This window comes from Bartonella sp. AA83SXKL (assembly GCF_042196965.1).
Lineage (GTDB): Bacteria > Pseudomonadota > Alphaproteobacteria > Rhizobiales > Rhizobiaceae > Bartonella.
The window spans coordinates 1,865-2,316 of sequence record NZ_JBHIRG010000072.1 but is presented as its reverse complement, the minus strand read 5'-3'; the positions used below and the strand labels follow the sequence as shown (position 1 = coordinate 2,316).

Annotated in this window: 1 protein-coding gene; it reads right to left on the bottom strand. The window is 42.7% G+C overall.

Annotated elements, in window-relative coordinates; genetic code table 11:
* Positions 1-452 (bottom strand): hypothetical protein (locus ACFINO_RS09615; RefSeq protein WP_375655589.1); only part of this gene is annotated, 452 nt, incomplete at both ends.

Genomic DNA, 452 nt, shown 5'->3' with positions numbered 1-452 from the left:
TCGAGAACTTCTGAGCCAGTCTGACGAAACGTGCCATTGGCTATATCTAAAGAAACATCACGGCTGCCATCGGAATTATAGGCATAACAATTATCCGTACCTGCCTTACAGCTTAGATAGGTGTTTTTATAAGCTGTTGCCCCTACATTGGTCAGCACACTCGCATAGATATCCGCATTGCCCCCAGCTCTCATGATGCTATAATGATTCTCAATGTTATCAGCGTGAATAATAAGATCACCCGTAGACTGAATCATCCCCTGAACCACAGGTTTATGCGAAAACGTCTGCGTGACAGTCTTCTCTGTCATATGCGACCAGTTATCCCATCGATACCGTTTTACAGACTTTTGATCATAGACAGGCTCAAATTCCCAAGTAAATGCCTTATAGACTGATCCATCTTTTAAAGTTACCGTACCATAAGTTCCTTCTTTGCTATTCCAAAGTGG